This window comes from Aeromonas sp. S19(2024), from assembly GCF_041402625.1.
Lineage (GTDB): Bacteria > Pseudomonadota > Gammaproteobacteria > Enterobacterales > Aeromonadaceae > Aeromonas > Aeromonas caviae.
Window position 1 is genome coordinate 312,704 of record NZ_JBGLQU010000005.1, and the last position, 25,413, is coordinate 338,116.

Genomic DNA, 25,413 nt, shown 5'->3' on the forward strand with positions numbered 1-25,413 from the left:
GCGAACTGCGCCTCGTAATTAATCGATTTCACGGGGAAATGATGAAACGGAACAGCACGACGGCGCACAGGATAATGCTGACGCCCACCACGGGATAGATGATATAGCCATCCCCTACCCGACGGGCTCGCAGCACCACCAGCTGGCAGAGCAGCAGGTTATAGACGATGAGAAGAAAAGTCAGCAGTAGATTGGCGCCCAATGTCAGCTCGTCGGCATACATGATATAGAGCCACATCAAACCAAAATTAACGAGGATCAGATAAAGCAGAAATTTCTGAATCGCCCTGCCCGCCTTTGGGGTCTTTTTTACTCGTGTTATCATGCTTATCACGTCCTGGATACCACATGAACAGTCGACAGATATTGTCAAAAACTGTTGAGATACATCGTGTTTTTATCATTTTCCCGCCAGGCTCTGTCCGCTGTTGCCAAAATATCCCTGCGCCTTCTCCCCGGGCTCTCGCTACTGAGCAGTGCCGTTTGTTACTCCTATGATCATTATCACTGGCAGGCGGGTTTTCCTACCCCCGTTGTCGGCCCGGGTGCCGAGCTGGTCAACGAGCAGACCCGCTTTCTGCTGCGCCAGCGCAGCCACCTGCAGACGAGGCTCGCCGAGTCCCAGCCCATGATCCGCTGGGTCACGGAGCAGGTTCAGACGCGAAAACTCCCACCCATGCTGGCTCTGCTGCCCCTGATCGAGAGCAGCTACCGGCTTGACGTGATCTCCTCGGCGGGCGCCGCCGGGCCCTGGCAGCTGATGCCGGATACCGCAGCCCGCTTCTCCGTCCCCATGACAAACGGCTTCGATGGCCGCTACTCCCTGCCATTGGCGACGGAGGCGGCGCTCTCCTACCTCGGCTGGCTGCATCAATTCTTCGGGCAGGACTGGTTGCTGGCACTGGCTGCCTACAACGCGGGAGAGGGAAGAGTACTGAAGGCGGTGCTCAACGGCGGGACACGCAATGTGTGGGAGTTGCAATTGCCTACCGAAACGCGCCTCTATGTGGCGCGCTTCCTCGCGCTCTCCCAATTGCTGGACAGAGCGGCGCAGCACGGGTTTGTCCTGCCGCCCTGGCAGGCGGGAGAAAATATCCGGGTATGGCGGCAGCCGGGGGGCTGCTCATTGCTGGAGTGGGCCATGGAACGGGGGGTTGCCATGAACGAGGCAAGCCGGTGGAATCCCGCCTGGCGATTGCCCGATCCCCGGGAGGTGAGTGACTGCCCCATCGTTTATGGCGGAGGCAAGGCCCCTCCTGCCCCGCGCCATCAAGAGACACGCCCGCAGCTGGTGCGGGCCGTGTCCCTGGAAAGCCTGCACGATCCCCTGCTGTTGCTGCCTGCACGGGGACTGGACATGGGGCGGGGAGGCCTCACTCTTGAGCGGTTGCCGGATCCACTGGGATTGGAGCAGGCTCGCCCTCTGCTGGCGCCATGAAACAGTGGCGCCAGTTGCTCAGAACAGGCGCGAGATCCACCGAGTCAGGATCGACCCATCGCGCGCCGTAGAAGCTGAGGTACTGTCCTATGGCCCTGCGATGGGTGATATGACACGCCAGCACGATCCGCGGTGACAACGACAGGCTGACGTTATCGGGCAAGGTAAAACGGGCGGGGGCGAGGAAACCGACCCCACCCGGTCCGATATCCTTGATCACCGCCCGTCCGATGCGCTTGTCGAACAGCAGGCCGGAGACCATGAGCCGGGCCGCGATGCCGCAACTCTGGGATTCCAGGGGCGTGGTCCCGTCATGGAGATACCAGCGCGGCAGTTTGCGCCTGGGATCCTTGAACGGTGTCACGGGGGGCAGATCGGCGTCAGGGGTTTCCATGGGCAACGGCATCCTTGGCTGTCCGGGTGGCGGCTTGGGTTTGGGCACTGAACAGCTGCTCCAGGCTCTTTTCCGCCTGGGTCGTCATCACCAGCAACTCGATGCGGCGGTTCTGGCTGCCTTTGGGATCGGCGGTGTTGTCCAGCATGGTATCCGACATGGCGACCACCTGACCCACCCGCTCGGGGGGCATGCCGCCAGCAAGCAGGACACGCCTCGCCATCATGGCGCGATCGGAGGAGAGCTCCCAGTTGCTGTAGTTGTCACCGGCAAAGGGGGTGCTGTCGGTGTGGCCCGAGATCATGACCCGGTTCTCCACTCGCTGAAAGACAGGAGCCAGTGCCATCAGCAGATGGCGGAAATAGGGGCTGATGCGGGCGCTGCCACGGCTGTACATCTCGCGCTCGTCATCGTCGCGGATCAGGATCCGCAGACCCTGGGGCACCAGTTGCAGCTCCAGGTTGTTTCTGGCCTGCATCTGATCCGCCATGGACCCGATGAAACCGGCCAACTGCGCCATCTGCTTCTCTCCCTCAATCTTGCCCGCCAGCAGGCTCTCATAGCCTCCCTTGGCGCCATCGGTAAAGATGCTGCGGTCACGCTCCATGTGTCTGGGCATACGCTGCCCCTCCTCCACGAACTGGGGACTCAACTCCTCCAGTACCGAGGGGTTGCCGCCAAGATCCACCGGATAGGGACTGTTGCGGATATCGAAGGGGTTGGCCTCGCTGTCCATGATGCTGTAGTCGCGTAGACGGCTGGCCACCACATCACGCTCCTCCTGGCTGGAGACGGCCAGGATCCAGAGCACCATGAAGAAGGCCATCATGGCCAGGGTGAAGTCGGCGAAGGCCACCTTCCATGCACCGCCCCCCTTGGGAGCGCTGCTGCGCCGCTGCTGGCGCTTGATGACGATCTGCTCGTGGTTGCGCATCACATGGCCCTGTTGGTCACCCAGTCTTCCAGTTCGAGGAAGCTGGGTTTCACGTCAGGCTCCAGCATCTTGCGGCCGGAATCGACGGAGAGCAGCGGCGTCTTGCCCCTCAGCTGGGCGATCAGGATCGACTTGATGCACATCAGCATGCCGATACGGCGCTTGACCATCTCTTCCATCGCATTGCTGATGGGCTCCAGCAGGCAATAACAGAGGAAGATACCGATGAAGGTGCCCACCAGGGCGGCTGCCACGTGCACGCCGATATTGCTCAAGGGGCCGTCGAGCTGCTGCATGGTGATGATGATCCCCATCACCGCCGCCAGGATCCCGAAGCCGGGGCAGGCCTCCCCGGTCTTGTGCAGCGCATGGGCGGGCTTGAGCATGTCCTCCTCGATGGCCATGATCTCCTGCTCCAGTATGGTGTCGAGCTCATGAGGCGTGATCTTGCCCATGCCCAGCAGACGCAGGTTGTCAATGATGAAGCCCAGCAGTTGCGGATCTTCCGATACCTGGGGATACATGAGGAAGACGGAGCTCTGCTGCGGATTCTCCACGTGCTCGTCCAGCGCCTTCATCCCCTTGTTGCGGGTCTCTTCCAGCAGTTGGTGCATCAGGGTCAGCAGTTCGCGATAGATCTCCTTCTCGTCCTTGTTGGACTTGAAGCAAAGCCTCATCTGGCGCCACATTTCATGCATCACCTCCTTGGAATTGCCAAGGAACATGGAACCGACCGCCGCCCCTATGATGATGATGAGTTCGGCAGGCTGCCACAGGGCGATGGGGCGCCCCCCGGCCATCATGAAGCCGCCGATCACACACACGAAAATGACACCAAGACCAATCTGTTTTTGCATGGATGCTCCCGCAGAAATCAACAAGACTCCCCCCGCGGGGAGAGGCATAACTATATGGAGTCGACCAATCGCTGCTTGAGCTGAAGGACGCACTGCTTGTGGAGCTGGCACACCCGCGACTCGGTCAACCCGAGCACCAGTGCAATCTCCTTCATGTTCAATTCCTGCTGGTAATAGAGGGAAAGCAGCAGCTGTTCACGCTTGTCCAGGGTGCCGAGCACCTTGCCAAGGGTCATGGCCAGATCCTGATCGTCAGACTCGGATGCGGGCGCCCTGCCTCCGTTCTCCAGCCACTCCTCCAGACTCTGCAACGCCTCGGCCTGGCTCGCATAGGCGAGCTGGCGCACCTCCTCAACGGTGCAGGAAAGCGCCTGTGCCAGCTCCTGCTCGGTCGGGTTGCGCCCCAGACGGTTGAACAGCTCCCGCTGTACCTGGTTGTGACCGTGCACCTGCTGGCGCAGCTGACGGGGGCGCCAGTCGAGGCGCCGCAGCTCGTCCAGCATGGCTCCCCGCACCCGCTTGAAGGCATAGCTCTCGAACTGGGCATCCGGTTCACCCCCATAGCGACGCCAGGCTTCCAGCAGCCCCATCATGCCGACCTGCTCCATGTCCTCCTGATCGAAGCTGGCGCTCACCTGACTGCGCAGGTGAGTGGCTGCCCGCTTCACCAGAGGCAGATAACGGCTCAGGATCACCTGCTCACCGGTGCGGGGAGCGGAGGCGGTCAGTTCGCAGGGAGTATCCCAACCAGCGTCCATCATGTTCGCTACTGCACCAGGACCTTGGTGACCAGCACTTCATCCAGATAGGGCTTGTAGCCATACCCCTCCAGGGTTCCCACCAGTTTGCCGAGCAGAGAGGTCTGAAGGGCCGAGATGTTCTGCAGTTCCTGCTTCACCGCCTCATGGGAGCGATGGCTGAAATATTGCACCATGGCATTGCGGATCAGGGGGGTCAGCTCGTTGAGCGTCTCCAGTTGCTGGGGATTGTGGGTGACCAGCGCCAGCTCCAGCACCAGATAGTGGGGCTCTCTGTCTCCCTCCAGGCTGATGACGAAACGCTCCATCGGTTTGAACAGCGGCGTCTTGCTCAGCTCGGGCTTGGCTTCTGCCAGGCCCAGCCAGACGGCAACCGTATCCCGCTTGAGATAGGCGCCATAGGCCAGCGCCGCCAGCAGGCACAGCGCCATCATTATCACCATCAACCACTTCATGACACGCCGCATAATTTGAAATCACTCTCGCTATTGCCAGATCTTGAAATGTCACACCAGGGTGTTGAGCCAATCCTGGCCAGCACTACCCGATGCGTCCTGTTCTTCCTGCCACTGTCGTCGACCTGCCAGGATCTTTTCCTGCTGCCAGCGATCCCCTCGCTCCTGCTCTCCCCCCTGGCCCACGTTCACCTCGACGCCACCGGCATGATGGGGAGCCAAACTCATGCGAAGCCGCTCCATCGACTGGATCAGGGCTTCACGCACCGCCGGGTTGGTCACGTTGAGCTGCACGTTGAGCCGATCCCCTTCCATCCTCACGGTCAGTTCGAGGCGACCCAGCTCGGGGGGATCGAGGCGGATATGGGCCTGCTTGATGCTATGGTTCACCTGCAGCTCGACCCTGTTTTTGAGCACATCGACCAGCTGCTGGCCCCACTGGGCCTCGCTTGCGGCAAGACGCGCCGGTGCCCACTGGTATTCCGCAGGCCTGGCGGCAGAGTGCGCGGGCGACAACCCCGCCATTGCCTTGAGTTCGGTGACGCTGGCCTCCCGCTCCGGGGCAGGCTCCCCGGGAAGAGACGCCACCACTGCCGCACTCCGGGTCGCAGGCTGCTCGCCCTGGGCAGTGGGCTGGAGCATTCGCATGGCCAGCTCCCCAGCAGGTTGAGGGAGGCTCTCCTTGCCAACGGAAACCGGCGGCACCGGCATCCTCTCCCCTTCCATTCGCTCGAACCCGCTGAGGGCGCGCAGCACAGGCGAGGAGGCGGGTTGCACCTCTCCGACGGGGGCAAGGCCGGCACTCGATGACAAACGGACAGGAGGAATGCGTCCCTCCTCCTGTCGGACAAAAGGTGGTGGCATCTGGTTGAAGGCGGCGAGTTGCTCGGCAACATCCGCAGCCACTTCGACGCTTTCCTCCTGCTCCGTCTCGTCGACGGGGGCGGAAGGGGCGGTGGACGGAGGAAGCATCGCCTCCTGCGGAAGATCCAGAGGCTGGTACTCTTCCCCCTGCCCGTCAGGCTGGCGGGAGAGGCGGGTAAAACCACCGGATGGGGAAGCGGGCAGTGTCTCTGCCACGGGGAGAGGGATCATGCCCATGTCTGCGCCTCGTCGTAGGCCTGCAATCCTTCCCGCTTGCGGGAGAGGCTGTCCCACTCCTGCTTGCGCAGCGCCGTTTCCTGCTCACAGAGCGCGAAGGCTTCCCGATGCCAGTGACGCACCTGATCCCGGACCGGCATCAGGGATTGCCACAATGCAGGCTGGCTGTTCAGATGCGCCACCAGCTGGGCCAGACGCTGATCCGCCAGCCGCACCGCATCCCACTGTCCGGCGCGGGCCTGCTGCAAGATAAGACGCCCGAGCCCCAGAAGCTGGCGCTGACGTGTCTCGCGTTCCGCACCGGGGGGCACGGCTCCTGTCATGGACATGATGATGGCCTCAAAATAGGACGACCTTGCGGGCAAGCAAGGAGCAGGCCAAATATATAAACATTATATTTCAATACGTTAGTTCCGACCTTTGCCCCATGAGGAAGGTGGATTTCCGCATCAACGGGGATGGCGGGCCATCGCTTCCCAACCCTCTTTCAGCTCCAGCAGGATGCGACGCACCTCTGCAAAGCCCGCGACATCGTTGGCCACACTGATCTCGAACAGCCGCTGGCCGCAGTAGTCGTAGAGACGGTGCAGGTTGCTGGCCAGCTCCCCGCCCTTGTCCATATCGAGGGCACTGTCGAGCCCTCCCAGGATCTGCAGACACTTGTTGATGGACTGCCCCTTGCGCTCGTACTGCCTGGCCAGAATGTGGCCCTCGGCCCTGGCTATTTCGTCGAGCAGGCCATCCATCAGCATCAGCACCAGCTGGTGCGGATCGGCGCTCGCTGCCTTGGCCTGGGTGGCGGCGAACTGGTAGGCGTCATAGCCTTCTTGGGGTTCAAACATGAAAAACTCGCTTATTCAAAGTGTTACGGGCTAGCCGTCTCACAAGCCGCCCATGGTCTGCAACATCTGGTTCATGGTGGTGAACTGATTGAGGTAGCGCTTATACGCGGAATCCATGCGCCGATCCAGCGCCTCCATCCGCTCATTCACCCGCTTCTCGTTCGCTTCAAGACCTGTCTTGCGTCCCTTGAGTGCACCGTCCCGCTTGGTATAGGGGTCCAGGGCATTACTCATCCGCTTGAGCAGACCGTCGTCGCCCATGAGTGCCTTGCCGAGCAGCTCGGGATCCTTCTCCAGCGCCTTGTTGAAGTCGGTCTCGTTGAAGGAGAGCTTGCCCGCCTTGTCGGTCTTGATCCCCAGGCTCCCCAGAGTCAGATCATCGGGCAACTCCCGCACGCTGCGGGCAATCACGCTCTTGAGGCTGCGTACCCCGCTGTCGGAGGAGAGTGCTCCCGGCGCCTTGGGATCGCTGGAGGTCATCTTGGCCAGCTCATCCACCAGCTCGTTGTAACTGTCGACAAACTTCTTGAGGGAGCCGGTAACCGCCTCCTTGTCCTGATCCACCGTGACCAGCAGCGGAGCGTCATCCGCCTTTTGTGCCTTGGTCAGCTGGAACGTCAGGCCATCCACCACGTTCTCTATCTTGTTGCTGGCAGAGGTGATGGTGAGAGGGTTGTCCCCCCCCATGCGCAGCTTGGCGTCCTGCGCCTGGGTGATGTCCGTCTTGCCGGCCATCGCCACCCCGATGGCATTGGCGCCATCCCCGCTGTACCCCAGGGTGATGGCGTTCTCCACGCCGCTCTCCTTGCTGGTCAGTACCATGCTGACCTTGCCGTCGGTACGTACCAGGGTCGCCTTCACCCCCGGGTTGTCCTTGGCATTGTTGATCTGGGAGACCAGATCCTTGACGGTGGCGCCAGCCGGGAGGGAGGCCAGGTCGATGTCCAGGGTCTTGCCCTTGACCGTCAGGGAGAAGACGCCGTCTGCCGGCAGCGGTGCCGTGTCACTGTCAAGCTGCAAGCCGACCTGATGGGACTGGGCAAGCTGCTCCACGAAGAAGCTGTACTGACCCGAGCTGGCCTTGCCATTGCTCGTCACCGTCATGAGCCCTTCCTGGGACAGGGTGGCCTTCTGAGCCTGCAGGCTGCTCGCCTTGTTCAGATCCTTGAGCAGGGTTTGGAAACTCGACAGCTTGGTGGTGAGGCTGCTGATGGCGCTCTGCTGCGCCTTGACGCTGTCCAGCTGCTTCTTCAGCAACTTGTCCATGTTCTGGCGCTCGACGGCTACCAGTTGCATCGCCGTGCTGGCCGGATCTATTTGCATCTTTCTCCCCTTATTCGGTGGCATGCCTGTTGGAAAAGACCGGCTCGGCCCTTTCCAACCGGCAAGCGGTTGTCAAACAAGAGCCGCCCCTCTCGGGGCGGCCCGGCAAACCATCAACGCAGCAGGGAAGTCACCATGCCGGTCATCTGGTTGGAGTTGGACAGCACGGACATGCCAGCCTGCATCAGCATCTGGTTCTTGGTCATGTTGGTGCTCTCCTGGGCGAAGTCGGCATCCATGATGCGGCCGTTCGCCATGTCGGTGTTCTCTTTCATGTTGGAGAGGTTGTTGACGGTATGCTCCAGACGGTTGATGTTGGCACCGAACTGGGAACGGGCGGTACCGATGGCATCCAGGGCGTCTTCCATCTTGGTGATCTGCGCATTGAAGGCAGTGGAGGCCAGAGCGGTGGCATCGGCGGTGGCAAAATCGGTTTCCGCGGCATCAATGGCTGCGTTGACGGCCTGAACATTGCCGCTGGCATCCACATCCAGCTTCTCGGCGGCGGAACCACCGATCTGGAAGGTCACTGCTGCGGCGCCGAACTTGCCCGCATCGCTGATCAGAGCCTGACCACCAAACTTGGTGTTGTCGCTGATGTTCTTCAGCTCGGCAGACAGCTCCTTCATTTCGGTGCCCATGGCCAGACGGTCTTCCGCGCTCGCGGTGCCGTTGGCGCCCTGGGTGGCCAGGTCTTTCATGCGCTGAACGATGTTGGTCATCTCGTCCATGGCGCCTTCGGCAGTCTGCATCATGGAGACGGCGTCCTGGGCGTTGCGCATGCCGACCTTCTGGCCGTTGGACTGGGCTTGCAGACGGGTGGCCATCTGCAGACCGGCGGCGTCATCGGCGGCGGAGTTGATGCGAAGACCGGTACCCAGGCGCTGCATGGCGGTGCCCAGCATCTTGTTGGTGTTGTTCAGCTGGTTCTGAGTGGTCAGAGAAGCAAAGTTGGTATGAATGGACAAACCCATGATCTATTCCTCGAAGAAGGCTGCTACCGCAGCGGATAACCGTACGAAGGAGAGAAGCGACAGGTGCGAGGCAAGACTTGAGCTGCGGGTGAAAAATATGATGAAAAAAGAGGGCGCGGGAGGAGCTGGGAGGGGAAACGGGAAAAAGGCACCCACCAGGGGGATGGGTGCCACCAGCATCAACGCAGCAGGGAAGTCACCATGCCGGTCATCTGGTTGGAGTTGGACAGCACGGACATGCCAGCCTGCATCAGCATCTGGTTCTTGGTCATGTTGGTGCTCTCCTGAGCGAAGTCGGCATCCATGATGCGACCGTTCGCCATGTCGGTGTTCTCTTTCATGTTGGAGAGGTTGTTGACGGTGTGCTCCAGACGGTTGATGTTGGCACCGAAGGAGGAACGGGCGCTGCCGATGTCTTTCAGGAAGGTTTCCATCTCGGTGATAGCGGCATTGGCTTTGGTCTGATCACCGATACCGCCACCCTTGACTGCGGTACCATCCAGGCCGGAGCCAGCGGTGGAACCGGTCACTTTCTTCAGGTCGGTGGAGATGTCCACGCTCAGGGTCTCGGCGGCGGAGCCACCGATCTGGAACTTGACCGCACCCTTCTCGAAGTTGCCAGCGGCTTTCTTCAGCAGGGACTGGCCACCGAAGGTGGTGTTGTCGGTGATGTTGGCCAGCTCTTTCGACAGCTCGCCGAACTCGGCGTTCAGGGCGGTGTAGTCTTCGGTGCTGGTAGTGCCGTTGGCACCCTGGGTAGCCAGATCCTTCATGCGCTGAACGATGTTGGTCATCTCGTCCAGGGCGCCTTCGGCGGTCTGCATCATGGAGATGGCATCCTGGGCGTTGCGCATGCCGACCTTCTGGCCGTTGGACTGGGCTTGCAGGCGGGTAGCCATCTGCAGACCGGCCGCGTCGTCGGCGGCGGAGTTGATGCGAAGACCGGTACCCAGGCGCTGCATGGCGGTGCCCAGCATCTTGTTGGTGTTGTTCAGCTGGTTCTGGGTGGTCAGGGAGGCGAAGTTGGTATGGATGGACAAGCCCATGATGTATTCCTCGAGTTAAACGCTGCACAGCAGCCCGTTAGGTTGACATCAGATAGAGACGACCCCTTTCGCGCAGAAATGTAATCTTCCCTCCGCATATTTTTCTTCTGGCCCCCTCCCGGGCATTCCGGTATCCCGGGTGCTCGCCGCCTCCCCCATCCGGCATGCTTATTGCTTTTAAAACGTCCTCTCTCACTACCGGATGGCGACATGGCTGCTTCGCTCTACACACCGCATTTCGTTCAACATTTCCAGTGCATCGGCGATCGCTGCGAGGACAACTGCTGCCACAGCTGGACCATCAGCATCGACAAGCAGACCTTCCGCAGCTATGAGCGCCACCCCGACCCCACGGTCAAATCCCTGAGCAAGCTGCACATCATCAAGGTGAAGCAGAGCAACGAGCGCTGGGGGGAGATAAAGCTCGACGAACAGGGCGCCTGCCCCTTCCTCGATGAAAACCGCCTGTGCCAGATCCACAGCAAGGCGGGTCCGGATGCCCTGAGTCACACCTGCAAGACTTACCCCAGAGCCCAGACCCGCATCGGCAACCAGCTCAAGAGGTCCCTGATGCTCTCCTGCCCCCAGGTGTGCCGCCAGTTGCTGCTTGACCCCCTGGCGATGCAGACCGAGGTCACCGAGCTCACCCAGTCCCTGCCCTTCGCTCCGCCTCCCTCCAATGCCATGGCGACGTTGCACAGCCTGAGCATTCACGTGCTGGCCGCCACGGATATCCCCGTGGCGATTCGGCTATGGCTGGTCGGCATGCTGATCCACCGGGATCCTGCGCAACTCTCCCACGAGGCCTTCCTCGATCAGGTGGCGGTACTGGCCGAACGCGGGGAGCTCAACACCATGTTCGAGCAGTTGCCCGCCCTGCCCAGACTGCAGTGGTGGGGCCTCAGAACCATGACCCACCAGTTGCTGGCCTACTCCCAGGGGAGACGGGGGCGGCAGACCATGCAGGTCTGCCTCGACAAGATCAACGAGGTACTGGAGGGAACCTACGACGAGGACAAGCTTGCACGCCTGCAGCGGGTCTGGCACGACAGGGTCGCCCCCTTCCTGGCCAGTCATCCCCAGATCCTGGACAACTACCTGCTCTACTACGTCTATCACCACAACTTCCCGCTGCAGCAGGGTGACAAATGCCAGGCCTATCAGCTGCTGGTGGTCGACTACTTCCTGCTGCGCAACTACCTCTGCCTGCTGGCCATGGACAAGGAGCTGGACGAGCAGGACGTGGTCAACCTCTTCTACAGCTACCACACCATACGCCAGCACAATGCGAGTTTTATCAAGACCATAGAACAGGGGCTCAATGACTCCGGCTTCGCGTCGGACATCTCCCTGTACGCCCTGCTCAAGCCCTGAAAACAGAAAACCGCCAGCGAGCTGCATGGCGGTTTTCTGTCGTGAACGGGACCTGGCACCCTAGGTGAGCAGCGCCACCACGTTCTGGCGCGAGACGTTGGCCTGGGCAAGCAGGCCGGACATGGTCCCCATGAAGCCCCCTTCCTTGAGCTGGAGGCTGAGCTTGCCCTGTAACTGGACCAGCTCCTCCTGCTGCAAGTTCTGGCTGCGTGACTTCACCCGATCGAGCTGCTTCACCATCCGCTGGCGAAACTGCTTGAGCTCGCGCACCGACTGCTCTATCTCTCCGAGCAGTCGCTTCAGCCGTTGCTGCTCCTGTTTGATCTCCCCCTTGTCGAGCCCCTCGCCGAGCTGGGTCAACTGCCCCGCCTTTGGCTTGAACTGCACGGGTACCGGGTTCCCGGCGGGAATGCGGATGCCCTCACCGCTCAGCAGCACGGGTTCATCCAGCTTGCGCCTGTGCTGATCCGGCACGCTCAGCTCCAGCTTGCCCAGCTCGTTCAGGCGCGCCTGGATATGCTCCTTGCGCAGCGCGCGATCCAGACGGGCAGCCGCCTCCGCTTCACTGGCATCGGCGGGCAGCAGCACCTCGACGGCGCTGCTGGTCTGAGGGAAGGAGAAGACAAGACGCTCGGCACTCGCCCTTGGGCTCAGCAGATCGAGCCGCTCCGCGCTGTAGTGCACCCTGCTGTCCGTGGCCGACGCCAGCAGGCGTGGCCTGAGCTCGCTCGTCAGTGGCGCCTGCGGCTGGGTCAGCTTCTCTTCCAGTACCTTGAGACGGGAGACCAGATCCCCGCTCGCCGCCTTCTGCTGGCCGAGCTGCTGCTCCAGGCGCTTCAGCTCGCCCCACACCTGGCTCAGGGCCTGCTCGCCCCCCTGGGCATGGGCGATGCGCTGCTGCGCCGTGCCGATCAGGGCCCAGCGATCGAGCCGGATGACATTGGGCTGGCGTTCATTGCGAGGAGTCTGGGGAGAAGTAGCCTGGGCAGTCGAACGACCTTGCAACCTGGGTTGGGCCGGCGTTTCGACCACGCTCCCCGGACGGGTTTGTTGAATCTGCATCCTGGCTCCTTAGACAGATTTAGGGCATGTAGTTGAACAGGCTCAGGCCATTCACCTTGGCGAAGGCCTGCTGTTGCACCTGCAGAGCCATCAGCACATGCGCCTGCTGGGTCACGGCCCCCGCGTAGTCGAGGGACTCTATCTGATTGCTCACTTCCTTGCTATAGGTGCTCTTCTCGGCATGACCCTCGTCCACCTGATCCAGCAGATTGATGCGTGCCCCTATGGTGCTCACCATCTGGCTGATGTCATCCTGCAGGGTCTTGCTGCGATCCAGCATGGCTCTGGCCTGATCCGCCGCATCCGGTGCGCCGGCATCGAAGGCCGCCACCATGTCGTCCAGCTGCTTGAAGAAATCCCCGTTCTGGATGAACAGGCTGTCTGCGGTCTGGTTGAGGGACACCGTCACCCCCCGGGCAATCTCCACCTCCCGCACCAGGGCATCCCCCTGATAGAGATAGCCGCCACCCGGCCCCTGGACGATGGGGGTCTTGTCCACCTGGCTGCCGCTGAACAGGCTTGAACCGTTCTCGTTGCGGGCATTGGCGAGATCCAGCAGACCCTCCTTGATAATGGCCACCTCGCTGGACACCGCCCGGCGATCGTCCTCGGAGAGGGAACCGTTGGCTGCCGTCTGGGTCAGCTCCCGCAACCGGCTCAGCATGTTGGTCATGGTCTCGAACTGCAGCTCCCCCTGGGATAGCTGGCTCTTGGCATTGGCGATGTTCTTCTGGTACTGGGCCATGGCCACCTGCTCTTTCTTCAGACCGAGCAGTTGCACGCTGCCCACGGGGTCGTCCGAAGGCTGCAGGATCCGCTTGTTGGAGGAGATCTGGCGATCCAGCCGGGCGTAGTCGCCAAAGCCCCGCTGCAGGTTGTCGAGCATGCTGAGCTGGATCTGGTTGGTGCTGATGCGCATGCGGACTCCGTCAGAACATGTTGAGAATGGAATTGAAGAGTTGATCCGAGGTGCTGATCACCTTGGCATTGGCCTGATACGCCTTGGTGTAGGCCATCACCTTGACCCCTTCCTCATCGAGGTTGACGCCGCTCACGCTGCTGAGCTTGGTGGCGAGCTGTTTCTCCATGTTGGCATCGGCCTCCATGGTCGCCTTGGCCTGACCGCTCTGCACCGCCATCTTGCCAAGCAGGGCGCTGTAGGCATCGTACTGATCATCCTTGATGGTCAGCAGCTCCTGCAGGTTGCGGTTGTCGCCGTTGCCGCCCCCCGCCTTGGCGAAGGCGAGGTGATCCCCGGTAAAGCCGTCGGCCACCTTGAGGGTGCCGGAGGGATTGAGGGGGTCGTAGCTGAACAGGGGTTTGCCGGGATCGCCGTTCAGATCGACGCCACCCGCCTGCTTGGCGTTGAAGTCATCCGCCAGCTTCTTCGCGATCTGGTTCAGCTCGTCGCGCAGGGGGCGCAGCACTGTGGTGCGATATTCCAGCACGCCCGCCAGGGTGCCGCCCTGAAGTCTGGGGACCTCGAAGGATTGCGGCCCGAAGCTCAGGCTCAGGGTGTCACCGGCCAGAGAGAGGGTGCTGCTGCTGCCGGCCAGCACCAGGGGCTGGCCCTGGGGCAGGCTCAGGGAGAAGGAGCCGTCGCTCTGACGGTTGACCCGCACCTCCATGAAGGTCGACAGCTCGCGCACTATCTGCTCGCGGCTGTCTTCCAGCGCCGAGGTGTTGACCCCTTTGGAAGCCTGCTCGCCGATCTGGGTGTTGAGCTCCGCCACCTGCTTGAGATAGCTGTTCACCTGGGTAATGGTGCTGCCCAGCTGATCGTCGATCTGCTTCTCCTGGGTCAGCAGGCTCTCGTTCAACTGGCCGAAGCGGTTGGCCAAGGCACCGGCCGAGCTGACGATCTGGCTGCGCTGCGCCGGTGTTTCCGGGCTGTCGAGAGCGGCGCTCAGGGACGCAAAGAAACTGTCCAGCCCCTTGGTGATGTTCATCGACTCGCTGCCGAGCAACTGCTCAGTCGTATTGATGTACTGGTGAAACGCATAGGAGGAGCCGGTCGCGGAGCGGCTGCGCCAGTGCTGGGAGACCAGATAGTCATCGGTGATCCTGCGAACCCCGGTCACCTCGACCCCCATGCCGTTGTCCATCCGGCCAAAGCCCGACAGGCTGCCCATCATGGCCTCCTGGCGGCTGTACCCGATGGTATTGACGTTGGCGATATTCTGGGCAGAGATGTTCAATGCGATCTGCGATGCATTGAGTCCGCTAAAACCGATACTGAGCAGCGACATCAGTCAACTTTCCTCATTTTTGCCGAATTCAGAGGCTGACTGAAGGCAGCCAGGGTCTGGGAGTCTGAAGCGACCACCGGCTCGGCATTCTTTAATGTGGGGGCCAGTTGATTGACCATCTGCTCCTTGAGCCCCATGCCGCCGCGCTTGACCAGGCTCATCGCGAGCTGGCTGTCGTACATGTCGCGGTAGAGGGACTCCCCCTTGATAAGCCTGTCCTCTTCATCCTGCATGGCGTCGGACGCCGAACGCATGTGCTTGAGCACCGTCTGCAGGAAGCTCACCTCGAACTGGCCGGCCGCCGCCTCCAGGGCCGCGCGCTGATCCGGGTTGCTCTTTATCTGCTGCAGTTCATTGAGATCCTGATAGAAACCAGGCTCCGAGGTAATTCTGGTCATAGAGATCCTTAGATGACCACCAGCTCGCCTTCGAGGGCTCCCGCCTCGTCGAGGGCTTGCAGGATGGCCATGACATCATCCGGGGTCGCCCCCAGGGAATTCACCGCCTTGACGATCACCTCCAGGGAGGTGCCATCCGGCCAGACAAACATGTTGTTGCGCTCCCGGTCAACCTGGATCTGGGAGTTGGGCGTCGTGGTGGTCCGCCCGTTGGAGAAGGCGTTGGGCTGGCTCACCGTCTGGCTCTCCCCTATGGTCACCGTCAGGCTGCCGTGGCTGACCGCCGCCTTGTGCACCTTGACCCCCTGCCCCATGACCACGGTGCCGGTACGGCTGTTGAAAACGACTCGCGGCCGCTCCTTGCCCATGTCCACCTGGATGTCCTGCAACAGGGCCATGAAGGAGATGCGCTGGCTCTCATCGCGGGGGGCCGCAATCTGGATGCGACCGGCGCTGACCGCCTTGGCCACGGGGCCGAGCTGGCGGTTGATCTCCCGCTCCACGTTGCGGGCCGTCTTGAAGTTGGGCTGGTGCAGGTTGAGCGTCACTTCCGGCTTGTCCGAGAAGTTGCTGGCCACCTCCCGCTCGATGATGGCACCGTTCGGGATGATGCCGGCCGTCGGCACGTTGATGGTCACGGAGGAGCCGGATTGCCCCTCCGCCTTGACCCCGGCCACCACCAGGTTGCCCTGGGCGACCGCATAGACTTCACCGTCGATGCCGCGCAGGGGAGTGAGCAGCAGCGAGCCGCCTCTCAGGCTCTTGGCATCGCCGATGGAGGTCACGGTCACGTCCATCTGCTGACCCTTGCCGGCGAGGGCGGGCAGCGTCGCCTGCACGGAGACGGCAGCCACGTTCTTGAGCTTGGGATCGATGTCATCGGGCAGCTGTACCCCGAACTGCTTGAGCATGTTGGTCATGGACTGGCCGGTGAATTTGACCTGGCTGCGATCCCCGGTACCGGAGAGGCCGACCACCAGGCCATAGCCCACCAGCTGGTTGGCTCTCATCCCCTGCACGTCGGCAATGTCCAGCAGGGCCCGTTTGGCGGGGGCAGCGGCGCCGGCCACGCCCGACAGCGCCAGGCAGAGCAGGGCGATATACCATCTGTTCATCGAAATCCTCACAAGGGGGAGAAGGCGGAACTGAAGAAGCGCGACAGCCAGCCCATCTGGTTGCTGTCGGCCAGGGCGCCACGACCGGCATAGGTGATGCGGGCATCGGCGATGCGCTGGGACGAGATGCGGTTGCTCTGGTCGATGTCCTCGACCCTCACCATGCCTCCCAGACGGATGTACTCATCCCCCTGATTGAGGCGGATCCACTTCTCCCCCCGGATCCCCAGCACCCCGTTGGGCATCACTTCGGCCACGGTGACCGTGATGGCCCCCGCCAGGGTATTCTGCTGGCTGGAGGTCGCCCCGCCGTCGAAGTCGCGATCCGCCTTGATAGAGGCGCTCCAGTCCGGTCGGGAAACACCACCGATGGAAGGCACAGGCACGCTTAGATTGCTGTTCTTGTTCATGCTGGTGTTGGCCTTCTTGCTGGACTGGGTGCGCTCCTCCAGCATGACGGTCAGGATGTCGCCGACCCGGTAGGCACGGCGATCCTGGAACAGGGTCATCATGTAGTCGTTACGGTAGAGGCTGCCATCCTCCCCCACCCCGGCTTTCGTCAGCTCGGAGCGGGAAGGAGCCCACTTCTCGTCACCGGGCTCGGGGGCCTGCAACTCATAGGTGGAGCAGCCCCCCAGCAGCAGGGCGAGCACGACGCAATACCACACCGGCCTCATCATCACAGCGCCTGGGTCACGAACTTGAGCATCTGATCGGCGGAGGAGACCACCTTGGCATTCATCTCGTAGGCGCGCTGGGTGGTGATCATGTCCACCATCTCTTCCACCACGTTCACGTTGGAACTCTCCAGGGTGAACTGTTTGATGGCCCCCATGGCCTCTTCACCCGGAACCCCTTCGATGGCTTCACCGGAGGCACCGGTCGCCCGGTAGAGGTTGCCCCCCAGGGCTTCCAGACCGGCCGGGTTGGAGAAGTTGGTCAGGGTGATGCGCCCCAGCTCCACGTTCTCCTGCTGTCCCGGCAGGGTGGCGCTCACGGTGCCGTCGGTGCCGATGGCGATCTTGGTAGCGTTGTCCGGGATCTGGATCTGCGGCAGCATGGGCAGGCCGTCGGCATTGACCAGCAGCCCTTCCGCATTGCGGTGCCATTGACCGTTGCGGGTATAGGCCGTCTCGCCATCCGGGCGCTCGACGCTGAAGAAGCCGGCCCCCACCACCGCCATGTCCAGCTCCTGGTTGGTGTTCTGGAACTGCCCTGGCGTGAATACCTTCTGGGTGCCGACCACCCGCACACCGTTACCCATCTGGATGCCGATGGGGGACAGGTTCTGCTGATCCTGCTGGGCACCGGGCTGGCGCTGAACCTGATAGAACAGATCCTCGAACGCCACCCGATCGCGCTTGAAACCGACCGTGTTGACGTTGGCCAGGTTGTTGGAAATGCTGGCCATCTTGGCATCCTGTGCCGACAGACCCGTCTTGCTCACCCAAAGCGCTGCATGCATCTTCGTTTCTCCACCTGATTCGTTCGAACGGGGTGCATCCCGTCAGTATTCATTCCCGGCCGCCATGGCCGACCGTCAGCCCTGGCCAGAGATCAGCCTGGCACCCTGCCTGGCCTGCTCGTCCGCCGTCTTCATCAACTTGACCTGCAACTCGAAATTGCGGGTCAGGGACATGCTGCCGATCAGCTCGTCCACCGCGTTCACGTTGGCCCCCTCGAGGAAACCGGACGCCAGCACCACCTGCTCGCTGATCTCCGCATCCCCGCCCTGGCGCTGGCGGAACAGGCCATCAGCCCCCTTGACCAGCTCGGCCGGATCCGGGTTCACCAGCTTGAGCCGGCCCACGTCCAGACGGGCGCCGCCCCCCGGCGGGGTGATGCTGAGGGAGCCATCCTTGCCAAAGCTCAGATCCCGATAGGCGGGCAGCACCATCTCGCCGCCATCCCCGAGCACGGGACGGCCGTTGAGGGTCAGCAACCCCTCCCCGTCCACCTCCAGGTTGCCGGCACGGGTGTAGGCCTCCTTGCCGTCTGCTGTCTGCACGGTGAGAAAACCGTCGCCACGGATCGCCACGTCCAGCTTGCGGCCGGTCTGCATCAGGGCGCCCGCCCGAAAGTCGGTTCCCGCCTGCTCTTCCCTGGCCATGACCCGGCTCTGGTAGCCATCGCCGGTCAGGGCATAGGCGGACGCCCGCTCGAAGTCGGCACGAAAACCGGCGGTATTCACGTTGGCCAGGTTGTTGGCCCGGATCTGCTGGGCCATGAGGGTGTGTTGCGCCCCCGACATGGCGGTATAGATAAGCTTTTCCACGGATCACGCCTTAGAAGGAGTTGAACAGGACCTGGGTCATCTTGTCCGCCGAGCTGATGGTCTTGGCGTTGGCCTGGTAGTTGCGCTGGGAGGTCATCAGGCTGACCAGTTCCCCGGTCAAGTCGACGTTGGATGCCTCGTAGGCGCCCGCCGTCAGGCCGCCCAGGGTCCCGCTGCCCGGTGCCCCCAGCACGGGCTGGCCCGAGCTGAACGACTGCTGCCAGGTGGTGTTGTTGGCTTGCAGCAGGCCCTGGGGATTGGCGAAGTTCGCCATCACCACCTGACCCTGGAGCAGGCTCTGGCCGTTGGTGAAGGTGGCGTAGACGCCGCCGTCCGCATCCACCCTGACCCCGGTCAGATCCCCGGCGGTATAGCCGTTGGACTGGTTGCGCGTGGCGTTGAAATCGGAGGCGTACTGGCTGACCCGGGCCAGATCGGCGGTGAGGGTGATGGGCTCGGCACCGGCGGGGGCCAGGTTCAGCACAGGGGCAGTGGTCGGCGACTTCAGGGTGCCGTTGGTGTTGAACTCCATGGTCACCGGCGCACCGGTCTGGGTCCCGTTGAAGGCATAGTTGACCTGCCAGGTGTTCTCGCCGGTCTTCACGAAATACTGGGTGACGGTGTGCTCGACCCCGAGAGAGTCATACACCTTGCTGGACTGGGAGTAGCTGAAGCTGTCCGCCTTGGCGGGATCGAAGGGGTGCAGCCCCTGGTCGATGACGCTGGCGTCCGCCTTGAGGTTCGCAACGAACTCCAGGGTGTCGGACGGCTTGGCCGCCAGGCTGCCCGCCTTGACCTGAATGTCACCCACCACGCCGGATTGCAGCTCACCCGCCTCGTTGGTCACATAACCCTGCAGACGGTTGCCGCTGGCGGTGATCAGGTAGTTGCTGGCATCACGCTGGAACAGGCCGGCCCGGGTATAGGAGGTCTGACCGTTGTCATCCTTGAGCACGAAGAAGCCGTTGCCGGAGATGGCCAGATCCAGGCCCCGCCCGGTACGGGTCACATCCCCGTTGCGATCGAAGTTCTGGGAGACGTTGCTCATCTCCACGCCGCCGGCCTGTCCGCCACCGTAGATGGCGGCAAACTCGGCACGGCTGGACTTGAAACCGGCGGTGCTGGCGTTGGCCACGTTGTTGCTGATGACGCTCAATTCCTGGTTGACGGCGCGCAGGCCACTCAGTCCGATATTAAAAGACATGTTTCGCTCCTATCTGGTTACGCCGACTTGCCAAACTGGACGGCGCTGAACAGGGGAACCTCCCCCACGCCTGCCACTTGCAGCATGATCTCGCCCGTGCCCGGCAAGCTGACGCGCTCCACCTGGCTGGCTACATAATTGCGGGTGGTGGTGGCGACTCCCCCCAGGGAAGCCTTCACCTCGAAGCTGTATTCGCCAGCGGGCAGCACCGGCAATTCGTAATCCAGCGCCCCCGCCTTGCTCTCGCCCCAGTTCTTGGTGGCGACCAGGGTGCCGTGCTTGTCATAGACCTTGAGCTCGACCGTGTCGGCCGCGCCGCCCAGCTCCACCTGACCGCGGATCGCCTTCTCCTGCTCCTGGCCAAGGGTCTGGCTCGGCACCATCACTTCCTTGTCGATGAGATCCGTGCTCTGGAGCACCTGCTGGGTGTCCATCATGTTGATGGACTTCTGCTGCAGCACTTTCAGGCTCTCGACCCCTTCCACCATGCTGAACTGGGCCAGCTGGGTAACGTACTGGGCACCATCAAGGGGGTTGGTGGGATCCTGGTTCTGGATCTGGGCCACCATCATCTGGAGGAATTCGTTGCGAAGCTGGACCCCCTGCCCCTCGGAAGTACCGTTGGCGGCGATCTCAGGGGTGGCGGCGCGCTGGCTGGCGCTGCGGGCGGTATCCAGGCTGCTGACTTGAGGCAGGCTCATTTACACCCCCTGACCAAGACGCAGCAGCCCTTGCTGCATGCTGTTGATGCGGTTGATCACCTCGACCGAGGTCTCGAATCCCCGGGAGGCGCTCATCATGTCCGCCATCTCTTCCACCGCGTTGACGTTGGAGTAGTAAACGAAGCCATCCCCGTCAGCCAGGGGATTGGTCGGCTCCAGACGTTTCTCCACCTGGCGGTCAGACTGGACGATACCGGCGATCTGCACCTGGGCGGCCCCCAGCCCCTCGGCCTCCTGCACCCGCTGATAGAGGGTGGAGAAGACGGGCTTGATGGCGCGGAAGGCGGCCTCTTCGCTGCCGGCGGCGCTGTCGACGTTGGCGAGGTTGGAAGCCACGGTGTCAAGGCGGACGGTCTGCGCCCGCATGGCGCTGCCGGCGATGTCATAGATGCGATTGAACGACATGATTAACGGCCCTCGATCGCCTTGGCGATCCCGGTGATTTTCATATTCAGGAAGGTGAGACTGGTCTGGAAGTCGGTGGCATTGCTGGCAAACTTGCTCTGCTCCACGCTGAGCTCGGCGGTGTTGCCATCCATGGAGACCTGATAGGGTATGCGGTAGAGGGGATGTTGCATGTCATTGCCCATGGTGCCCTCGCTGATGGTGCTGCCCGGCTCTCCTGCCTCCACCTGCCGGGCGACCCGGCCGAGGATGGCCTTGTAATCCACATCCCGTGCCAGATAGCCCGGGGTATCCACATTGGCCAAGTTCCCTGCCAGAATACGAGCCCTGTCTGCCCGCACATCGAGGGCATAGGGGTGTACGCCAAGCGCACTGTCAAATGAGATACTCATGCTTCATCCTTCTTGTGAACCAGTCAGACCGGTGCATCCTTTATCAAGACTCATGCCAATCATGAAAAACCGTTGTTTCCGCTGGTCAGGCCATCACCCCTGGCTGACAAGAGTGACAAAAGGGGAAGCATTGTTTCCCATAGGGAAGCGAGCAGGTCTCCTTGCCCTGCTGCTCCTGGCACTCCCCTCGTGGGCGGCCACTTCGTCGCTGTCGCAGCAGTTGACCGACGGTCTGAGGGCGGATGCCGAAACGGCACTGGGGGAGTATCAGCGCCAGCAAGGCTGGCCAGAGACCCGGGCCGACTATCAGGTCTGGCTCTCCCCCGCCGTGGCCCACCTGCCGGCATGTCGTCAGGCGGTTCGCTTCCAGGCTGGCGGGCAGTATCGCCAGCCCTGGGGGCGGCGCCCCTATCTGGTGGAATGTACCGAGCCCGCCTGGCAGTTGCGGGCCCGGGTGGAGGTCACCCTGATGTTGCCGGTCTGGGTGGCGGCACGGGACATACCCAAGGGACATGTCATCGCCCCGGAGGATCTGCTGGAGAAATCCCTCGATGCCAGCCGGTTGCAGCGGGGCTTCACCCACAGCTCGCAGCCCCTGGCAGGCAGCAAGAGCCTTCGCCATCTGAGGATGGGGCAACTGGTCGGTGAACTCGATCTGCAACAGGCCTGGGCCGTCCGGGCAGGGGAAGGGGTGCTGATCCGGGCCGGGCAACCGGGCTTTTCCGCCACGACCCGTGGAACGGCCTTGTCAAACGGCGCCATCGGTGAAGGGGTGAGGGTCAGGAATATCGGTTCCGGCAAAGAGATCCAGGCCTGGGTGGTTGACAAGGGGGAAGTCGAAACCCGCTTTTAGCGCAGAAATGGCGAGTTTGATTCAAGTTCGGCCACCTCAGGGTCGCCTGTCACAAGAGAGACCACCAGGAATTCACGTTATGAAAATCACACGCACCGACCCTGTCTACGTTCAACCCCAGTCTCAGCGCAAGGCGGGAGCCACACCGGCACCTCAGCCCCAGGCCAGCCAGGGGGAAGCCAGGATCAGCGCAACCGCCCAGACCATCAATCAGGCGAGGGTCGAGCTGGCCTCCACCTCTGATGTGGACATGGAGAAGGTCAACCAGATCCGCCAGGCCATCAGCGAGGGTCGGCTCGAACTGGACATGGATGCCCTGAGCCAGGCCATTCTGGACATGCATCGCCGATGAGTCTGCCTCCCAAACAACGGATCCAGCAGTTGATCATCGGCATCCGGCAGGATTGTGGCCGCTACGCCGACCTGCTGCAGTTGCTGCTCAATCAGTACCGTCTGCTGGCAAGTCACGACGTGGCAGGGCTGACGGAACACAACCGGCAACAGACCCGGCTCATGGGCGAGATCCAGCACCAGGTCAGGCTGCGCTGCGAACATCTCCAGGCACTGGGGCTCAAGCCTGACGAGCGGGGCATGGCCATCCTCATCGGCAAGCTCCCCTCCCCGCTGCGCCAGCAAGTGGACGAGCAGTGGCAGCGGCTGGAGCAGTTGCTGCTGCAGTGCCGTCGCCAGAACGAGCAGAACGGCCGCCTGCTGGCAGGCCAGATAGAGACCATCCACACCCTGCTGGGCCAGGAGTCATCCTATGGCAGGCAGGAGCACTTCCCCGACTGACCCTTTACGTTCCCTGCCGGGCACGATGACCCAGTGCGGCGAGTTCGTCGAGCTGCCGCTGCTCACCTGACTCCTGACGCTGACGGGCCGCCAGGGCCCGCTTGTCCAGCAACAGCTCCAGCCCCTTGACCCGACCGAACTGCCTGACGAGCTGCCCCTCCTGATGAGCCAGATCCTGGCTGGCGAGCGCACACTGCTGCAACTGGTGGGTCAGCAGGTGGCGAAGCTGCCCCTGCATCTGCTGCTTGTTCTGCCACAGCAGGGGATGAAAGCTCGACGAGCCCGGATGCATCGTCTCGATGACCTCCTGCAGCCTGAGGGCTCGGTTCTCCTCCTTCATCGCCACCTCGCGCAGACGCTGCCGCTCCTTGCCCATGGCCTCCAGGGCATCCTGCTGCAGACCGAGATAGGATTTCAGCACGACGCCTCCTTACGCCCTGCCGAGCACATGCTTGAGACCGCCCAGCACCTGGGTGATGGGCGTCTCTTCCTGAATGCCCTGCTGCAGGAAGCTGGCGATGGCAGGATAGCGCTGGACCGCCTCGTCCATCTGGGGATCCGCCCCGGGCTGATAACCCCCCAGGGGCAGCAACTCACGCACCTGCTGGTAACGGCCCCAGAGCTGGCGCAGATTCACCGCCAGCCCCTGCCATTCGGGAGAGACCACCTGAGGCATCACCCGGCTCACCGAGGCACCGATGTCGATGGCGGGATAGTGCCCCTCCTCCGCCAGGCGGCGGGTCAGCACGATGTGACCATCGAGAATGGCCCTGGCGGAATCCACCACGGGATCCTGCTGGTCATCCCCTTCCGCCAGCACGGTATAGAAGGCGCTCAGGCTGCCCTCGGGGTGCGTGCCGTTGCCCGCCCGCTCCACCAGCTGGGTGAGCAGGCTGAACACCGAGGGCGGATAGCCGCGGGTCGCAGGGGGTTCGCCGATGGCCAGCGCGATTTCCCGCTGGGCCTGGGCGTAGCGGGTCAGGGAGTCCATCAGCAGCAACACATCCTGACCCTGTTCGCGGAAATATTCGGCGATGCGGTGGCACAGCTGGGCGGCGCGCAGCCGCATCAGGGGGGATTGATCCGCCGGAGCCGCGATCACCACGGCGCGGGCAAGCCCCTCGCTACCCAGGCTGTGTTCGATGAACTCCCTCACCTCCCGGCCACGCTCGCCGATGAGCCCCACCACCACGATGCGGGCGCTGGTATTGCGGGTCATCATGCCGAGCAGCATGCTCTTGCCCACACCGGAACCGGCAAACAGTCCCAGACGCTGGCCCTTGCCCACCGTCAGCAGGCCATTGATGGCCCGGATGCCCACGTCGAGCGGCTCGCGCACCGGGGTGCGCAACAGGGGATTGGGAGGGGAGGAAAACAGGGGAACCCGTTCCCCTTCCTCTTTCAGGGGACGGCCGTCCAGCGGTTGCAGCAGGCCATCCACGACCCTGCCAAGCAGATGCTCGCCGACCCGGATGGTCTCCTCTCCGTCGACGGGCAGCACCCGGGCGCCGGCATAGAGACCGCTCATGGGCTGGAGCGGCATCAGGTAGGAAATGTCCCGGTTGAAGCCGACCACTTCCGCCAGCAGGGCGGCGCCGGTGGCGGTCTCCACCTCGCAGCGCTGCCCCATGATGAGCTGGCACCCCACGACTTCCAGAGTCAGGCCGGTCACGCGCACCAGCCTGCCATAACGACGATAGCCGGGCACCTCCTCCAGGCTATCGAGGGCACAGGTCAGCGCCTGTTGCAGCGCATCATGCATCCGAAGAGAGTTCCAGGGTCTGGTTGAGTTGTTCTATGCAGCGGCCGAGGCGCTCCCCCGTGTTGATCTCGACCACCGCGGCCCGTGTCTCGATGCGGGCGTCCCCCACGGCCAGTGCCGGGTCCACCTGCAACGGCCACTTCTCGCAGCGGGTCACCCCCTGCTCGGCCAGGCGCTGCCGGTCTCCTTCGTTGAGGTAGATCACCAGCTCTTCCGACTCGCTCGGCAGGCTGGCCATGGCCTGCTCCACCTGCTGGAGCACCTGCTGGGGATTGAGGGTGAACTCGGCCTGGATCACGCGCTTGGCCACCTGGGCCACCAGCTGGGCGACCAGGGCCTTCTGTTCCAGCATCCGGGCCCGGGTCAGGGATTCCCACTGCTGCTGCAACGTTGCAAAGGGCACCATGGCCTCATCGAAGGCGGCACGTCCCTCGGCCAGCCCCTGGGCCAGACCACGCACCTGTCCCTGTTGCAGCCCCTTGGCTTCCCCCTCGAACAGGCCACTGGCCAGCCCCTGCTGGTAACCGGCCTGATACCCTTCCGCCTGCCCCTGCTCCAGCCCCTGCTGGTAGCCGTATTCGAACTCTTCCTGCTGGCTTCTGGCCTCTTCCCCGCTCTGGCCCAGCGCCGGGAAGCGGTAGAGACGGGTGGCACCTGCCGCCAGTTTGCGCACATGCTGACTCATGCC

32 protein-coding genes are annotated in these 25,413 nt (G+C 62.7%); 5 read left to right on the forward strand and 27 right to left on the reverse strand.

Annotated features, from left to right (window positions below; translation table 11 throughout):
• Positions 1 to 28 precede the first annotated feature (28 nt).
• On the reverse strand, positions 29 to 325 hold the full coding sequence (locus ACB037_RS13050; RefSeq protein WP_041211797.1) for a hypothetical protein: 297 nt from the start codon (positions 323 to 325) through the stop codon (positions 29 to 31).
• A gap of 255 nt (positions 326 to 580) precedes the next feature.
• Between ACB037_RS13050 and ACB037_RS13055 the strand changes: the two genes are divergently transcribed.
• Positions 581 to 1,438 (forward strand): lytic transglycosylase domain-containing protein, encoded by an 858-nt coding sequence (locus ACB037_RS13055; RefSeq protein ID WP_045522257.1) that lies wholly within the window; start codon positions 581 to 583, stop codon positions 1,436 to 1,438.
• Here the strand turns inward: ACB037_RS13055 and ACB037_RS13060 are convergent.
• The 11 genes from ACB037_RS13060 to lafA (ACB037_RS13110) form a co-directional block, all read right to left on the reverse strand.
• The gene (locus tag ACB037_RS13060; protein ID WP_080944103.1) at positions 1,374 to 1,832 is read right to left on the reverse strand and encodes a hypothetical protein; all 459 of its coding nucleotides are present in this window, start codon (positions 1,830 to 1,832) and stop codon (positions 1,374 to 1,376) included. The two genes, ACB037_RS13055 and ACB037_RS13060, sit on opposite strands and share 65 nt — an antisense overlap.
• Positions 1,819 to 2,766, reverse strand: a complete 948-nt coding sequence (lafU, locus tag ACB037_RS13065) for a lateral flagellar motor protein LafU (protein WP_045522169.1) — start codon at positions 2,764 to 2,766, stop codon at positions 1,819 to 1,821. The genes ACB037_RS13060 and lafU overlap by 14 nt, the downstream gene beginning before the upstream one ends.
• A complete protein-coding gene (gene lafT / locus ACB037_RS13070) occupies positions 2,766 to 3,623 on the reverse strand; it encodes a lateral flagellar motor stator protein LafT (RefSeq protein WP_202041211.1) in 858 nt (285 codons plus the stop codon). The genes lafU and lafT overlap by 1 nt, the downstream gene beginning before the upstream one ends.
• A gap of 50 nt (positions 3,624 to 3,673) precedes the next feature.
• Positions 3,674 to 4,384, reverse strand: a complete 711-nt coding sequence (gene lafS, locus ACB037_RS13075) for a lateral flagellar system RNA polymerase sigma factor LafS (RefSeq protein ID WP_045522170.1) — start codon at positions 4,382 to 4,384, stop codon at positions 3,674 to 3,676.
• A gap of 5 nt (positions 4,385 to 4,389) precedes the next feature.
• Complete coding sequence (gene lafF / locus ACB037_RS13080; RefSeq protein ID WP_041211801.1) at positions 4,390 to 4,848, reverse strand: lateral flagellar basal body-associated protein LafF; 459 nt, start codon at positions 4,846 to 4,848, stop codon at positions 4,390 to 4,392.
• Between the two features lie 39 nt (positions 4,849 to 4,887).
• Positions 4,888 to 5,937, reverse strand: a complete 1,050-nt coding sequence (locus ACB037_RS13085; RefSeq protein WP_371175415.1) for a flagellar hook-length control protein FliK — start codon at positions 5,935 to 5,937, stop codon at positions 4,888 to 4,890.
• Positions 5,928 to 6,266 carry a hypothetical protein gene (locus ACB037_RS13090; protein ID WP_045522175.1) on the reverse strand — a complete coding sequence of 113 codons (339 nt, stop codon included), beginning with the start codon at positions 6,264 to 6,266 and terminating at the stop codon, positions 5,928 to 5,930. Before ACB037_RS13090 ends, ACB037_RS13085 begins: the two co-directional genes overlap by 10 nt.
• A 120-nt stretch (positions 6,267 to 6,386) precedes the next feature.
• Positions 6,387 to 6,779, reverse strand: a complete 393-nt coding sequence (gene lafC, locus ACB037_RS13095; RefSeq protein WP_041211804.1) for a lateral flagellar export chaperone LafC — start codon at positions 6,777 to 6,779, stop codon at positions 6,387 to 6,389.
• A 39-nt stretch (positions 6,780 to 6,818) separates the two neighbouring features.
• On the reverse strand, positions 6,819 to 8,102 hold the full coding sequence (gene lafB, locus ACB037_RS13100) for a lateral flagellar capping protein LafB (RefSeq protein ID WP_041214010.1): 1,284 nt from the start codon (positions 8,100 to 8,102) through the stop codon (positions 6,819 to 6,821).
• A 113-nt stretch (positions 8,103 to 8,215) separates the two neighbouring features.
• Positions 8,216 to 9,076, reverse strand: a complete 861-nt coding sequence (gene lafA, locus ACB037_RS13105) for a lateral flagellin LafA (protein WP_045522176.1) — start codon at positions 9,074 to 9,076, stop codon at positions 8,216 to 8,218.
• Between the two features lie 179 nt (positions 9,077 to 9,255).
• On the reverse strand, positions 9,256 to 10,122 hold the full coding sequence (gene lafA / locus ACB037_RS13110) for a lateral flagellin LafA (protein ID WP_045522180.1): 867 nt from the start codon (positions 10,120 to 10,122) through the stop codon (positions 9,256 to 9,258).
• A gap of 210 nt (positions 10,123 to 10,332) precedes the next feature.
• Here lafA (ACB037_RS13110) and fliB point away from each other — a divergent pair, with 210 nt between their 5' ends.
• Positions 10,333 to 11,496, forward strand: a complete 1,164-nt coding sequence (fliB, locus tag ACB037_RS13115; protein WP_187171332.1) for a flagellin lysine-N-methylase — start codon at positions 10,333 to 10,335, stop codon at positions 11,494 to 11,496.
• 60 nt (positions 11,497 to 11,556) lie between these two features.
• Here fliB and ACB037_RS13120 read toward each other — a convergent pair whose 3' ends face one another.
• The 12 genes from ACB037_RS13120 to lfgB form a co-directional block, all read right to left on the reverse strand.
• Positions 11,557 to 12,558: a hypothetical protein gene (locus ACB037_RS13120; RefSeq protein ID WP_041211809.1), complete on the reverse strand. Its 1,002-nt coding sequence runs from the start codon at positions 12,556 to 12,558 to the stop codon at positions 11,557 to 11,559.
• A gap of 19 nt (positions 12,559 to 12,577) precedes the next feature.
• The gene (gene lfgL / locus ACB037_RS13125) at positions 12,578 to 13,477 is read right to left on the reverse strand and encodes a lateral flagellar hook-associated protein LfgL (RefSeq protein ID WP_371175416.1); all 900 of its coding nucleotides are present in this window, start codon (positions 13,475 to 13,477) and stop codon (positions 12,578 to 12,580) included.
• Positions 13,478 to 13,487: 10 nt separating this feature from the next.
• The gene (gene lfgK, locus ACB037_RS13130) at positions 13,488 to 14,807 is read right to left on the reverse strand and encodes a lateral flagellar hook-associated protein LfgK (RefSeq protein ID WP_041211811.1); all 1,320 of its coding nucleotides are present in this window, start codon (positions 14,805 to 14,807) and stop codon (positions 13,488 to 13,490) included.
• Positions 14,807 to 15,205, reverse strand: a complete 399-nt coding sequence (locus ACB037_RS13135; RefSeq protein ID WP_041211812.1) for a rod-binding protein — start codon at positions 15,203 to 15,205, stop codon at positions 14,807 to 14,809. The genes lfgK and ACB037_RS13135 overlap by 1 nt, the downstream gene beginning before the upstream one ends.
• A gap of 8 nt (positions 15,206 to 15,213) precedes the next feature.
• Positions 15,214 to 16,320 carry a lateral flagellar basal body P-ring FlgIL gene (fgIL, locus tag ACB037_RS13140; protein ID WP_041214014.1) on the reverse strand — a complete coding sequence of 369 codons (1,107 nt, stop codon included), beginning with the start codon at positions 16,318 to 16,320 and terminating at the stop codon, positions 15,214 to 15,216.
• An 8-nt stretch (positions 16,321 to 16,328) separates the two neighbouring features.
• Positions 16,329 to 17,000, reverse strand: coding sequence for a flagellar basal body L-ring protein FlgH (gene flgH / locus ACB037_RS13145; RefSeq protein WP_041211814.1), 672 nt, complete (start codon positions 16,998 to 17,000; stop codon positions 16,329 to 16,331).
• The gene (gene lfgG, locus ACB037_RS13150) at positions 17,000 to 17,785 is read right to left on the reverse strand and encodes a lateral flagellar basal-body rod protein LfgG (protein ID WP_041211815.1); all 786 of its coding nucleotides are present in this window, start codon (positions 17,783 to 17,785) and stop codon (positions 17,000 to 17,002) included. Before lfgG ends, flgH begins: the two co-directional genes overlap by 1 nt.
• 75 nt (positions 17,786 to 17,860) lie before the next feature.
• Complete coding sequence (lfgF, locus tag ACB037_RS13155; RefSeq protein ID WP_041214015.1) at positions 17,861 to 18,595, reverse strand: lateral flagellar basal-body rod protein LfgF; 735 nt, start codon at positions 18,593 to 18,595, stop codon at positions 17,861 to 17,863.
• Positions 18,596 to 18,605: 10 nt separating this feature from the next.
• Positions 18,606 to 19,799 carry a lateral flagellar hook protein FlgEL gene (gene flgEL / locus ACB037_RS13160; RefSeq protein WP_045522183.1) on the reverse strand — a complete coding sequence of 398 codons (1,194 nt, stop codon included), beginning with the start codon at positions 19,797 to 19,799 and terminating at the stop codon, positions 18,606 to 18,608.
• A 17-nt stretch (positions 19,800 to 19,816) separates the two neighbouring features.
• Complete coding sequence (locus tag ACB037_RS13165) at positions 19,817 to 20,500, reverse strand: flagellar hook assembly protein FlgD (protein WP_042015076.1); 684 nt, start codon at positions 20,498 to 20,500, stop codon at positions 19,817 to 19,819.
• Entirely contained in the window at positions 20,501 to 20,926 is a 426-nt protein-coding gene (gene flgCL, locus ACB037_RS13170) for a lateral flagellar basal body rod protein FlgCL (RefSeq protein WP_041211819.1), read from the reverse strand. It lies immediately after the preceding gene.
• 2 nt (positions 20,927 to 20,928) lie between these two features.
• A complete protein-coding gene (gene lfgB / locus ACB037_RS13175; protein ID WP_041211820.1) occupies positions 20,929 to 21,318 on the reverse strand; it encodes a lateral flagellar basal body rod protein LfgB in 390 nt (129 codons plus the stop codon).
• 61 nt (positions 21,319 to 21,379) lie between these two features.
• Between lfgB and lfgA the strand changes: the two genes are divergently transcribed.
• The 3 genes from lfgA (at position 21,380) to flgN (ending at position 22,963) form a co-directional block, all read left to right on the forward strand.
• Positions 21,380 to 22,171, forward strand: a complete 792-nt coding sequence (gene lfgA, locus ACB037_RS13180; protein WP_239054144.1) for a lateral flagellar basal body P-ring formation protein LfgA — start codon at positions 21,380 to 21,382, stop codon at positions 22,169 to 22,171.
• Between the two features lie 79 nt (positions 22,172 to 22,250).
• The gene (gene flgM / locus ACB037_RS13185; protein ID WP_041211822.1) at positions 22,251 to 22,523 is read left to right on the forward strand and encodes a flagellar biosynthesis anti-sigma factor FlgM; all 273 of its coding nucleotides are present in this window, start codon (positions 22,251 to 22,253) and stop codon (positions 22,521 to 22,523) included.
• A complete protein-coding gene (flgN, locus tag ACB037_RS13190; protein ID WP_042015073.1) occupies positions 22,520 to 22,963 on the forward strand; it encodes a flagellar protein FlgN in 444 nt (147 codons plus the stop codon). The genes flgM and flgN overlap by 4 nt, the downstream gene beginning before the upstream one ends.
• A 4-nt stretch (positions 22,964 to 22,967) precedes the next feature.
• Here flgN and lfiJ read toward each other — a convergent pair whose 3' ends face one another.
• The 3 genes from lfiJ to lfiH are packed head-to-tail and all read right to left on the reverse strand — an operon-like array spanning position 22,968 to position 25,410.
• Complete coding sequence (gene lfiJ / locus ACB037_RS13195; RefSeq protein WP_371175417.1) at positions 22,968 to 23,384, reverse strand: lateral flagellar protein LfiJ; 417 nt, start codon at positions 23,382 to 23,384, stop codon at positions 22,968 to 22,970.
• A 9-nt stretch (positions 23,385 to 23,393) separates the two neighbouring features.
• Positions 23,394 to 24,725: a lateral flagellar FliI-like assembly ATPase LfiI gene (gene lfiI, locus ACB037_RS13200; protein ID WP_041214019.1), complete on the reverse strand. Its 1,332-nt coding sequence runs from the start codon at positions 24,723 to 24,725 to the stop codon at positions 23,394 to 23,396.
• Positions 24,718 to 25,410, reverse strand: coding sequence for a lateral flagellar assembly protein FliH (gene lfiH / locus ACB037_RS13205; protein ID WP_041211826.1), 693 nt, complete (start codon positions 25,408 to 25,410; stop codon positions 24,718 to 24,720). Before lfiH ends, lfiI begins: the two co-directional genes overlap by 8 nt.
• Positions 25,411 to 25,413 lie beyond the last annotated feature (3 nt).

Bases quoted from the DNA above. Each gene is read 5' to 3' on its own strand.
- ACB037_RS13050 (WP_041211797.1), bottom strand. From the start codon at position 325: ATGATAACACGAGTAAAAAAGACCCCAAAGGCGGGCAGGGCGATTCAG.
- ACB037_RS13060 (WP_080944103.1), bottom strand. From the start codon at position 1,832: ATGGAAACCCCTGACGCCGATCTGCCCCCCGTGACACCGTTCAAGGAT.
- lafU (WP_045522169.1), bottom strand. From the start codon at position 2,766: ATGCGCAACCACGAGCAGATCGTCATCAAGCGCCAGCAGCGGCGCAGC.
- lafT (WP_202041211.1), bottom strand. From the start codon at position 3,623: ATGCAAAAACAGATTGGTCTTGGTGTCATTTTCGTGTGTGTGATCGGC.
- lafS (WP_045522170.1), bottom strand. From the start codon at position 4,384: ATGATGGACGCTGGTTGGGATACTCCCTGCGAACTGACCGCCTCCGCT.
- lafF (WP_041211801.1), bottom strand. From the start codon at position 4,848: ATGCGGCGTGTCATGAAGTGGTTGATGGTGATAATGATGGCGCTGTGC.
- ACB037_RS13085 (WP_371175415.1), bottom strand. From the start codon at position 5,937: ATGGGCATGATCCCTCTCCCCGTGGCAGAGACACTGCCCGCTTCCCCA.
- ACB037_RS13090 (WP_045522175.1), bottom strand. From the start codon at position 6,266: ATGTCCATGACAGGAGCCGTGCCCCCCGGTGCGGAACGCGAGACACGT.
- lafC (WP_041211804.1), bottom strand. From the start codon at position 6,779: ATGTTTGAACCCCAAGAAGGCTATGACGCCTACCAGTTCGCCGCCACC.
- lafB (WP_041214010.1), bottom strand. From the start codon at position 8,102: ATGCAAATAGATCCGGCCAGCACGGCGATGCAACTGGTAGCCGTCGAG.
- lafA (WP_045522176.1), bottom strand. From the start codon at position 9,076: ATGGGTTTGTCCATTCATACCAACTTTGCTTCTCTGACCACTCAGAAC.
- lafA (WP_045522180.1), bottom strand. From the start codon at position 10,122: ATGGGCTTGTCCATCCATACCAACTTCGCCTCCCTGACCACCCAGAAC.
- fliB (WP_187171332.1), top strand. From the start codon at position 10,333: ATGGCTGCTTCGCTCTACACACCGCATTTCGTTCAACATTTCCAGTGC.
- ACB037_RS13120 (WP_041211809.1), bottom strand. From the start codon at position 12,558: ATGCAGATTCAACAAACCCGTCCGGGGAGCGTGGTCGAAACGCCGGCC.
- lfgL (WP_371175416.1), bottom strand. From the start codon at position 13,477: ATGCGCATCAGCACCAACCAGATCCAGCTCAGCATGCTCGACAACCTG.
- lfgK (WP_041211811.1), bottom strand. From the start codon at position 14,807: ATGTCGCTGCTCAGTATCGGTTTTAGCGGACTCAATGCATCGCAGATC.
- ACB037_RS13135 (WP_041211812.1), bottom strand. From the start codon at position 15,205: ATGACCAGAATTACCTCGGAGCCTGGTTTCTATCAGGATCTCAATGAA.
- fgIL (WP_041214014.1), bottom strand. From the start codon at position 16,320: ATGAACAGATGGTATATCGCCCTGCTCTGCCTGGCGCTGTCGGGCGTG.
- flgH (WP_041211814.1), bottom strand. From the start codon at position 17,000: ATGATGAGGCCGGTGTGGTATTGCGTCGTGCTCGCCCTGCTGCTGGGG.
- lfgG (WP_041211815.1), bottom strand. From the start codon at position 17,785: ATGCATGCAGCGCTTTGGGTGAGCAAGACGGGTCTGTCGGCACAGGAT.
- flgEL (WP_045522183.1), bottom strand. From the start codon at position 19,799: ATGTCTTTTAATATCGGACTGAGTGGCCTGCGCGCCGTCAACCAGGAA.
- ACB037_RS13165 (WP_042015076.1), bottom strand. From the start codon at position 20,500: ATGAGCCTGCCTCAAGTCAGCAGCCTGGATACCGCCCGCAGCGCCAGC.
- flgCL (WP_041211819.1), bottom strand. From the start codon at position 20,926: ATGTCGTTCAATCGCATCTATGACATCGCCGGCAGCGCCATGCGGGCG.
- lfgB (WP_041211820.1), bottom strand. From the start codon at position 21,318: ATGAGTATCTCATTTGACAGTGCGCTTGGCGTACACCCCTATGCCCTC.
- lfgA (WP_239054144.1), top strand. From the start codon at position 21,380: ATGAAAAACCGTTGTTTCCGCTGGTCAGGCCATCACCCCTGGCTGACA.
- flgM (WP_041211822.1), top strand. From the start codon at position 22,251: ATGAAAATCACACGCACCGACCCTGTCTACGTTCAACCCCAGTCTCAG.
- flgN (WP_042015073.1), top strand. From the start codon at position 22,520: ATGAGTCTGCCTCCCAAACAACGGATCCAGCAGTTGATCATCGGCATC.
- lfiI (WP_041214019.1), bottom strand. From the start codon at position 24,725: ATGCATGATGCGCTGCAACAGGCGCTGACCTGTGCCCTCGATAGCCTG.
- lfiH (WP_041211826.1), bottom strand. From the start codon at position 25,410: ATGAGTCAGCATGTGCGCAAACTGGCGGCAGGTGCCACCCGTCTCTAC.